Here is a 9,566-nt window from a genome sequence, read left to right on the forward strand (position 1 = left end):
CCCCTGGGCGCCCTGTCCCCTGCCCCCCGGACGACCGGCCAGTCATGGGACATGGAGGGGCCATGGATGAGTTCTGCTCATTGCCGCGCCGCGCCACCGGGGCCTCAACGCGGAACGGCGAACACCGGACCGCTCAGGGTCCTTGAGTCGGAGGCCCGCGTTCGGAGTATAGGGGCCTCCCATTTCCCCTTCAGAGGTCCTCCGCGCGTGTCACGGCCCCGTCTGATCAAAGAAAACTCCGCGCCGCTTTCGCTCGCCCGAGAGCAGCTCATCCGCATCCACGATCTGATGGTGAAGGCGCGCGTCCTCGAGGAGCGCCTCATCCAGATGTACAAGCAGGGCCACGGCTACTTCTGGATTGGCGGTCCGGGTGAGGAGGCGTTCAACGTCCCCCTGGGCCTGCTGATGAAGGTGGGCCAGGGCCTGGACTACGACTTCCTGCACGGGCACTACCGCCAGTCCGCGACGCTGCTGGCCATGGGCGAGGAGCCCATCGGGGCGCTGCGGCAGATGAAGAACACGGCCACGGACCCCTACTCCGGCGGCCGCAACTTCGCGGGGCACTTCACCCGGCGCGCGAAGAACATCGCGCCCATCACGTCGCCCATCGAGGTGCAGTACTCCATCGCGCCGGGCACGGCGATGGCGCAGAAGCGCCACGGCGGCGAGGGCATCACCATCGTGACGGGCGGCGACGCGGGCACGGCCGAGGGCGACTTCCCCACCTGCCTCGTGTGGAGCAGCCGTCCGGCCAACCCGCTGCCCATCCTGATCATCGTCACCAACAACAAGTGGGGCATCTCCACCACGTCGGACGGCCAGCACGGCGAGACGAACATCAGCGACCGCGCGCGCGCCTTCAACATCCCGGCGAAGACCATCAACGGCAATGATCCGGTGGAGTCCTACCAGGAGCTCCAGGCGGCGATGGAGTACGTGCGCAAGGAGCGCAAGCCGTTCTTCATCGAAGCGCGGGTGTCGCGCCTGTACGGGCACTCGTCCGCGTCCGGCGCCAACTTCGTGAACGAGGAGCAGGACTGCCTGCGCCTGTTCGAGGCGCGGCTGGAGCAGGAAGGCGTCCTCAGCCGGGAGCTGATGGACGACGTGCGCAACCGCTACAGCGAGGAGCTGGCGGCCGCGGCGCGCACCGTGCGCGACGAACCGCAGCCCACCGGCGACTCCATCTGGAACCACATCTACGCGGAGAAGAACTAACCATGGCGAACATGGCACAGGCCATCCGCATGGCCCTGCACTACGCCGAGGAGAACCTGGGCGTCACCGACATCTTCGGCGAGGACGTGGGCGCCCCGCTGGGCGGCGTCTTCACCTGCACGCAGGGCCTGAAGACGACGTGGAACAGCCCCCTGGACGAGCGCGGCATCATCGGCGCGGCCATGGGCCTCGCGATGGCGGGCAACCGGCCGGTCGCGGAGATCCAGTTCTGCGACTACATCTACAACACCATCGACCTGCTGAAGATCGCGGGCAACACGCACTGGGCGACGAACGGTGACTGGAACCTGCCCATGGTGGTGCGCACGCCCGTGGGCAGCGGCATCCGCGGGTCCATGTACCACTCGCATTCCTTCGACGCGACGATGACGCACATCCCCGGCTGGAAGGTGGTGATGCCCTCCACCCCGCTGGACGCGTACGGCCTGCTCATCTCCGCGTGCCAGGATCCGAACCCGGTGATGTTCCTGGAACCCAAGGCGCTGTTGCGCGTGAAGGGCGACGAGCGCATCCCCGGTGAGCCCGAGGACGACCGCGCGCTGTCGAAGCTCATCGACGCGCCGCTGGGGGACCGCTCGCAGTGGAAGCCCCAGTGGCCGGCGCTGGAGGCGTACGCGGTGCCCATCGGCAAGGGCAAGATCGTCCGCGAGGGCACACAGGTCACCGTGGTCAGCTATGGCCGCACCCTGCCCCTGTGCGCGAAGGCGGCCGCGACGCTCGCGGAAGAGGGCATCAGCGCGGAGGTCATCGACCTGCGCTCGCTGTGGCCCTACGACTGGGAGCTCATCAAGGCCTCCGTCCAGAAGACGGGCCGCGTCCTGTACGTGAACGAGGACACCGAGGTGACGAACTTCGGAGAGCACCTGGTGCGCCGCACGGTGGAGGAGCTGTTCTACTCGCTGCTCGCGCCGCCCCGGCTGGTGGCGGGCAAGTTCATCCCGGGCATCGGCCTGGCGGACGCGCTGGAGCTGGCGTCCGTGCCGCAGCAGGCGGACATCACCGCCGCCGTGCGCTCGCTGGCCGGCGAGCAGCCCTGACGGGGCCTACCCACACGGCGCGTCCCTGCTTTCGCGCCTGAAGATCTTTCCGGGGCCGTCGTTCCTCTTTGGAGGTCCGACGGCCCTGTCGCTAGTATCGCGAATGCCTTGTCCCAGCCCATTGTCCGCACCATGACCCCTGCTCCCGACGCCAACGCCTTCCGCATCCGCCGCGCGCGTCGAGGTGATGCCGAGGTCATGGCACTGCTCCTGCGCGAGCTGGGCTATCCCAATGGTACCGACCAGCAGACCGTGCACTGGGTCATCAGCCATCCGGAGATTGAAATCTTCGTGGCCGGCGACCCGCAGGACCGCGCGGTGGGCATGGTGTCCTTCTCCCACCGTCCCCAGCTGCGGCTGCGCGGGCGCGTGGCCACCGTGGACGAGCTCGTCGTGTCCGAGGGCTGGCGCCGCCGTGGCGTGGGCCGGGCGCTGCTCGCCCAGGTGGCCCAGCGCGGCAAGGTGCTGAGCGTGAAGCAGCTCCAGCTCATCGCCCCGCTCAACGTCACCGATGAGACGCGCGCCTTCTACAAGGCCTGCGGCTACGTCGAGGGCGACTCCGGCGTGTTCCGCCACGCGGACAGCGAGACGAAGCTGTAGTGAAGCGGTAGTGCGATGAGGGGCGCCGTCACCGCGCCCCGGCTCGTGGCCAGGGGCTCGCGGCCGGCGCCTGTTGCTTCAGCGGCGCCGGAAGCTCGCGATGACGCGGCGCAGGCGCTCGTGGTCCTCTTCGCTCACGTCGATGAAGCGCACGCCGATGGCCTCCGCCTCGTCGCGCACCCAGGCGATGACGCCGGTGAGGTGGAACTCCTCGCCGTCCACCGACATGGCCAGCCGCACCTGCGCGCCCACGTCGTAGGACTTGCGCGTGCGCAGGCACAGTCCTCCCGCGGACAGGTTGAGGGAGTAGGCCCGCAGCGCGCGCGCCGCGTCCTCGGCCTGCTCGAAGCGCACCTCGAACCGCGCCGCCACGCGCTCCTCCGCGCGACGGTTCAAGTACGGGTCTGGTTCGATTGGCTCATCCAACTTCGTGTTCATGCGCACCCTGACCCCCTCGGTCCTGTGACCCGAAGTGTCGGCTGGTTTCCAGGCCCGGTTCAAGAGGCCCCGAGAGGTGGAACGGCTCGTGTAAGTCCCAGATTACTTCCACGCCAGGAGTTTCCGGATGGCCGCGCGTCTCGTGTTGTTGGGTGGTGCCCTGTTGATGGGCTTGTGGGTGGCGGGTTGCGACGACGGAGAGACGCTCAAGCCCCCGGCTGATGCGGGGACAGCCGTGGATTCCGGGGTGGATGCCGGTGATTCCGGGACTGTCGATGGCGGTGACGGCGGCGGGGGTCGTTCGGACTTCACCTGCAACGTGGTGAAGCAGGAGGGCTGCGCCGCGGGCCAGAGCTGTCTCTACACGGACCTGACGGATGGCGGCACGGGCAGCCGCTGCTTCGAGGGCGCGTGTGATCCGGTGCGGCAGGGCTGCGCGTCCGGACAGCGCTGCACCTACGTGCGGCTGGATGCAGGCGATACGCAGCGGCAGTGCGTGGCCGCGGGCACCGCCACCGAGGGCGCGCCGTGCACGCTGGCCGAATCACTCCCGCCGGGTCAGAGCTACGACAGCTGCGCCGCGGGCCTGTACTGCAAGGACGAGGGGCTCTCCGACGGGGGCACCGGCTTCTTCTGCCGGAAGCTGTGCCACGCGACGTCCGACTGCGCCTCCGGTGACTGCAACACGGTGCTGCGCCTGGCCGGCACGCAGGAGCTGCCGCTGGTGTGCGGCCCTCCTTCCGCGCAGTGCAACGCGTTCAGCCAGGACTGTGAGAGTCCGCTGGGCTGCTATCCCGCCTCCAACGGTCCGGTCTGCGCGGGCAGCGGCACGCTGGCTCCGGGCGCCGCGTGCGAATTCAGCAACCAGTGTTCACCGGGAAGCACTTGTGTGGTCTCCGGGGGCACTGGCAATTGCCGGACACTGTGTCGCTTCCCTTCGGGCTCGCCCGACTGCGCGAGCGGCGGCACCTGCCGGGCCATCACCCACAACGGGGACGTGGGCGCCTGCGTCCCGTGAGCCGCGGCGGTCGCCCTCCGACCTCCGAGCTCCGAGCCTCCGCGGAGGGCGACGGTTTTGCCCACGGGGGGAAGGTTTCCACCCCTTGAGGAGCGTGCTCCAGGCCGGGAGCACCCGTGGCGCACCCTTGCGCTGGAAGTCCTCCGCCGCCGCTTCCGCCCGATCAGCCTCCTGGGCCACCGAGCCCCTGGCGCGATCCATGAATCCCGCGGTCGCCAGGGAAGCAGGTCGTGCACATTGTCTTGCGCCAGGAGGGTGCGGGTATGGGTGTGAGGAAGGCGCTGCGCTGGAGCTGGGTAGGTGCCCTGGGCCTGTTGGCGGGGTGTGGTGGCATCGATGACAGCGACGGGGCACCGCTCTCCTCCGGTCCAGGCCGGTCGGACGCGGAGGTCACCGCGCCCGCGCCCACGCAGTCCGTGGAGGCGGCGCCCACGTTGACGCTGCACGACGGCCGCAAGGTGCAGGCCACGCCGCCCGTGGCGCCCGCGCCCGTGGCGTTCCAGCCCGGCTTCCATCAGGCGCTCCGGGGCTCGGGTTATGCGGGAAGCGTCACCACCTACCGCCTGCGGGTCCCCGTGGGGCGCACGGGCGCCAGGGTGCGCGTCACGTTCCGTTCGGGCGACGGGGCCATGACGTTGCAGCGGGCCACGGTGGCCAAGGCGGGTCCCGGCGGTGCGCTGGCCTCCGCGCCGGTGGCCCTCACCTTCAGCGGCAAGCCAGGGTTCACCACGGGCACGCGCACGCTGGTGACGTCGGATCCGGTGACGTTCCCGGTGGGGTTCCGGGACGAGGTGGCCCTCTCCTTCGAGGCCCAGGGCTCCATGGGCCAGAGCACCATCGACGCGTTCCCGGGCAGCTACGCGCGCTCCGGGGCGTACGCGACGACGCAAGGGGCGCTGGGTGGACAGGAATGGGAGAAGGCCATCGCCGTGGCCACGGTGGACGTGGAGGGCGCGCCGGGCCGGGCCTTCGTGACCATCGGGGACAGCATCACCGAAGGCTACATGGACACCAAGAACGACACGCGCAACGCGTGGCCGGCCCTGGTGGAGGCGCAGCTCGGGGTGCCGGTGGTGAACTCGGGCGCGTCCGGCCAGGGCTTCTTCGACGCGAACGCCCAGCTGCCGCAGGAGGTGCTCGCGATGCAGGGCTTCACCGACTGCATCGTGCTGCTGGGCACCAACGACCTGGCGAGCGACCTGACGGTGGCGAAGCTGGAGCAGCGGATGACCGAGCTCTTCGATCAGCTCCAGCCCCGGTGCCGGCTGTGGGTGAGCACGCTGCTGCCCAAGGAGAAGACGAACTACGGCAGCTACGAAGAGGTGAAGGCGCAACGCCACGAATTCAACGCGTGGATCCGCGGACAGACGCGCGCGGAGGTCATCGACCTGGAGGCGGTGACGCGGCAGCCGGGCAACGTGGACCTCTTCCTGGACGGGCTGGAGGTGGACGGCATCCACCCGTCCGCGCAGGGCCACCGCGTGATGGCCAACGAGGTGGTGCGCGTGCTCAAGGAGAAGGGCGGCCTGTAGTCGTGAAAAACCGTTTCGGGATTGAATAGGTTCGGGGCCTCCGCGTCCGTGCGGTGCCCCCGAGCCTTTTCCTTCACGGAGCCGTCATGCGTGCCCTGTCCGCCAGCCTCGTCGTCGCCTGCCTCGCCCTGCCCTCGCTCGTCCACGCCTCCGCGCTGCGCTGCGACAGCAAGCTTGTCTCCGAGGGCGCCTCCAAGTCGGACACGCTGATGAAGTGCGGCGAGCCCATGACGAAGGAGAGCCGCACGGAGGTCATCAGCAACAAGGTCAAGGTGCGCAACCCCGACCGCACGGAGGAGGTCTCCCAGGAGGTCGCGTCCTCGGTCACCATCGAGGAGTGGACCTATAACTTCGGGCCCCACCGCCTCATGCAGACGGCCATCTTCCGCAACGGCGTCCTGGTGGACGTGCGCAGCGGCTCCTACGGCAAGTAGGGCCTCCGCGCAGTCCCCCTACGCGGGGATCGCGGTGCCTTCGAGCAGGCCGTGCTTCTGGAGGAGCGCGGCCAGCGCGGGGGGCGCCAGCATCCAGTCCTCGCGGGTGGGCACCCAGCGGACCGGGGCCTGGACCGCGGCGAGCCTCGCGTTCACCTCCGCGATCATCGGGGCGAAGGTGGGCTGCGGGATGTCCCAGCTCCCCACCCCGGCGACAATCTCCACGCTCCCGGGCTCCACGCGCACGGCGGGCTGCCCCTGCACCGGCTGCACGGAGAAGCCCGGCAGGTACGGCTGCATCGCGGCGGACAGCCGCTCCAGCAGCGTCGGGTCCTCGAAGGGATGCGCGCCCTCGAAGTCGAAAAACGTGGGCAGCTGCGCCTGGAGCTCGTCGCGCAGGGGGTTCTCCTTGCTGTCGCGCCAGGCGTGCTCCGCGAGGACGCGGGCCTCGAAGGGGACGCGGATCTCCCAGCGCTCCAGGAGCGCGAGCAGCTCCGCCACGCGCTCCACCTCCGCCCACGGCGGCTCCACGCGCTCCACCCAGGAGACCTCCGACACCGTCTGGCCCCGCCGCACGCCGGACACGCGGTCCCCCTTGCGCAACTGGAAGGGCGGCGCGTTCGTGAACTCCGGATCCGGGTAGAGCGCGGTGTGGACCTGCCCCGTGCCCGGGTCCATGTCCGGGCGCAGGCGCGCGAAGCCGTGCTTCGGGTTGATCTCCTCGACGGTGAACGTCTCCTGGGCCATCCCTCGGTCTCCTCGCTGCCAGGTGCTGCCTTCTGTGTCTGTTCTCTTAACCGGTGTTGCGCATGCCCGCAGCGATGCCGTTGAGCGCCAGGAGGAGCGGCCGGTCGCAGGCCGTGTCGCCGTCCCGCTTGCGCTTGAGCAGCTCCACCTGGAGGAAGGACATGGGGTCCACGTAGGGGTTGCGCAGCGCGATGCTCCGCTGGAGCTGGGGGTTGTTGTCGAGCAGCTTCCCCTCCCCCGTCAGCGTCTTCACCGCGCGGCGCGTGCGCGCGTGCTCCTGCTGGATGCGCAGCCACAGGGGCCGCGTGGACGCGGGGGCCAGCTTCGCGTACCGCGCCGCGATGGCCATGTCCGTCTTCGCCAGCACCATGGTCACGTTGTCGATGACCGTGTGGAAGAAGGGCCATTCCCTGTACATGCGCTGCAACAACGCCGCGCCCTCGGGCGTGGCCCCGTACTCCTCCAGCGCCGCGCCCACGCCGTACCAGCCCGGGACGATGGCGCGCGTCTGCGTCCAGGCGAAGCTCCACGGAATCGCGCGCAGCGTCTCCAGGCCCCCCGCCTTGCGCTTGCTGGGGCGCGAGCCGATGGGCAGCGCGGCGATCTCCTCCACCGGCGTGCCCGTCATGAAGAACTCCACGAAGCGCGGGTCGTCCCACACGAGCCCCCGGTACGCCTTGCGGCCGGCCTCCGCGAGCACGTCGAACGCGGCGCGGAAGGCCGTCTCGTCCTCCGGCGACGGACGCGGCTGCGCATCGAGCGTGTGCAGCAGCACGCCGCCCACCACCAGCTCCAGCGTGCGCTGCGCGAGCTCCGGGCGCGCGTACTTGTGGTCCATCGCCTCGCCCTGTTCGGTGGCCTTGTAGGCCCCGGCCACCGTGCCCGGCGGCAGCGCGAGGATGGCCGTCTGGGCGGGGCCGCCGCCGCGCGCCACCGTCTCGCCGCGGCCGTGGAACAGGCGCAGGGGCACGTCGTGCTCGTCCGCCACGTGGGTGAGCGCCACCTGGGCGCGGTACAGCGCGGCGCTCGCGGCGAGCAGGCCCACCTCCTTGCCGGAGTCGCTGTAGCCCACCATCACCTCCTGCACGCCCCGGCCCCGCAGGTGCTGGCGGTACTCCGCGTGGGCGAACAGCGCGCGCAGCACGTCCGGGCCCGCGTCCAGCGCGCCCAGCTGTTCGAAGAGCGGCGCCACGTCCACGGTGGCGCACTGCCGCTCCGCGTCCCAGAGGCCCGCGTGCTTCAGGCACTGGAACGCCGCCAGCACGTCCTCCGCGGTGGAGGCCATGGAGAGGATGAGCGTGCGGCAGACGGACTCGCCGCCTTCGTCCTGCCCTTCGCGCAGCTTCTGGAGCACCGCCAGCAGCCGCGCTCCGCCCTCCGACGGAGGAGGCCCTCCGGCGATGGAGGCCGCCGCGCTCACCGCGTCCTCCGCGGGCGCGCGCACCTCCAGCTCGCCCAGGCCCAGGCCCAGCGCGCGGACGCGCTCGGACATGCGGCGCACCTCGCGCAGGCCCGCGGTCTCCGCGCGGGCCGCGAACAGCGAGCGCTCCAGCACCGCCAGGTCGTCGCCCAGCGCCTCCGGGGAACGGTAGGCCCCGGGCGCCAGCGTGGACGGCTGGCCCTCACGCCGGGCCAGCACGTGCCGCAGCGCCAGCGTCAGCCGCTCCTCCATGAAGCGCAGCTTGCGGCGCCACGGCTCGCCCGACGTGCGCGGCCCCTGCTGCTTCGCCACGTCCGGCAACGCCTTCGCGTCGTCCTCCAGCGAGCGCTCCAATTCCTGCGTGGGGCGCGCGTGCCGCTCCGACTGCGACAGCATCCCGCCCAGCCGCTCCACGTCGCGCAGGAGCAGCCGCAGGCCCCGGGCGCGGTGCGCGCGCAGCGTGTCCGCGAACACCTCCGGCGTCACCAGCGGGTTGCCGTCCATGTCGCCGCCCACCCACGAGTGCACGCGCACGGGGGTGTCCAGCGCGCCCAGCGGCTCGCCGTAGGCGCGCTCGAAGGCCCAGTCCAGCGCCTCCGGCAGCCGGGACACGGGCTCCGCCAGCATCTCCGCCACGTACCAGTGGACGTTCTTCACCTCGTCGCCCACGGTGGGGCGCTCGCGGCGCAGCTCGTCCGTCTGCCAGAGCGCGGTGATCTCCTCGCGCATGGACGTGAGGTTCTCCGCGGACTCGCGCGAGGTGAGCGCGCACCGGTCGCGCTCCTCCAGCAGCTGCGCCAGCCGGTAGAGCTTCTCCAGGAGCGTGCGCCGCACGGCCTGCGTCGGGTGGGCGGTGAAGGTCAGCGTCACCTTCAGCGTCCCCAGCGTCTCGCGCACCTTCTCCGCGCTCACGCCCGCGTCCTTCAGCGTCTGGAGCGTCGCCTCCAGTGAGCCCCGCTGGGGCCGGGTGGCGGTGGGGCCCGCGTGGGCCCTCGCGCGGCGGATGCGGTGGTGCTGCTCCGCCAGGTTGACGAGCTGGAAGTAGACGGAGAAGGCGCGCAGCACCGGCTCCACCTGCTCCGACGGCAGCCGCCGCAGCACCGC

Annotated in this window: 9 protein-coding genes; 6 read left to right on the top strand and 3 right to left on the bottom strand. The window is 70.8% G+C overall.

The annotated features are described in order from the left end of the window. Positions 1–207 precede the first annotated feature (207 nt). The 3 genes from D7V97_RS34260 (at position 208) to D7V97_RS34270 (ending at position 2,873) form a co-directional block, all read left to right on the top strand. Positions 208–1,215, top strand: coding sequence for a thiamine pyrophosphate-dependent dehydrogenase E1 component subunit alpha (locus tag D7V97_RS34260; protein ID WP_120614828.1), 1,008 nt, complete (start codon positions 208–210; stop codon positions 1,213–1,215). A gap of 2 nt (positions 1,216–1,217) precedes the next feature. Further along, the gene (locus D7V97_RS34265; RefSeq protein WP_120614829.1) at positions 1,218–2,273 is read left to right on the top strand and encodes an alpha-ketoacid dehydrogenase subunit beta; all 1,056 of its coding nucleotides are present in this window, start codon (positions 1,218–1,220) and stop codon (positions 2,271–2,273) included. A 198-nt stretch (positions 2,274–2,471) separates the two neighbouring features. Next, complete coding sequence (locus tag D7V97_RS34270; RefSeq protein ID WP_233583404.1) at positions 2,472–2,873, top strand: GNAT family N-acetyltransferase; 402 nt, start codon at positions 2,472–2,474, stop codon at positions 2,871–2,873. 78 nt (positions 2,874–2,951) lie between these two features. Here the strand turns inward: D7V97_RS34270 and D7V97_RS34275 are convergent, their stop codons facing one another. Beyond that, on the bottom strand, positions 2,952–3,311 hold the full coding sequence (locus D7V97_RS34275) for a TIGR02266 family protein (protein ID WP_199729033.1): 360 nt from the start codon (positions 3,309–3,311) through the stop codon (positions 2,952–2,954). Between the two features lie 127 nt (positions 3,312–3,438). On the opposite strand from D7V97_RS34275, the gene D7V97_RS34280 reads away from it, so the two are divergent. The 3 genes from D7V97_RS34280 to D7V97_RS34290 all read left to right on the top strand — a co-directional run bounded on the left by D7V97_RS34280 (position 3,439) and on the right by D7V97_RS34290 (position 6,295). Further along, positions 3,439–4,329 carry a hypothetical protein gene (locus D7V97_RS34280; protein WP_120614832.1) on the top strand — a complete coding sequence of 297 codons (891 nt, stop codon included), beginning with the start codon at positions 3,439–3,441 and terminating at the stop codon, positions 4,327–4,329. Positions 4,330–4,592: 263 nt separating this feature from the next. Continuing rightward, on the top strand, positions 4,593–5,861 hold the full coding sequence (locus D7V97_RS34285) for an SGNH/GDSL hydrolase family protein (protein WP_120614833.1): 1,269 nt from the start codon (positions 4,593–4,595) through the stop codon (positions 5,859–5,861). 86 nt (positions 5,862–5,947) lie between these two features. Further along, positions 5,948–6,295, top strand: coding sequence for a DUF2845 domain-containing protein (locus D7V97_RS34290; protein ID WP_120614834.1), 348 nt, complete (start codon positions 5,948–5,950; stop codon positions 6,293–6,295). Between the two features lie 18 nt (positions 6,296–6,313). Here the strand turns inward: D7V97_RS34290 and D7V97_RS34295 are convergent, their stop codons facing one another. Then, positions 6,314–7,042, bottom strand: coding sequence for a hypothetical protein (locus D7V97_RS34295; RefSeq protein WP_120614835.1), 729 nt, complete (start codon positions 7,040–7,042; stop codon positions 6,314–6,316). Positions 7,043–7,088: 46 nt separating this feature from the next. Then, a partial coding sequence (locus D7V97_RS34300; protein ID WP_120614836.1) for a phosphoenolpyruvate carboxylase occupies positions 7,089–9,566 on the bottom strand: 2,478 nt, incomplete at its 5' end.

The organism is Corallococcus sp. CA053C (assembly GCF_003611675.1).
Taxonomy (GTDB): Bacteria; Myxococcota; Myxococcia; order Myxococcales; family Myxococcaceae; genus Corallococcus.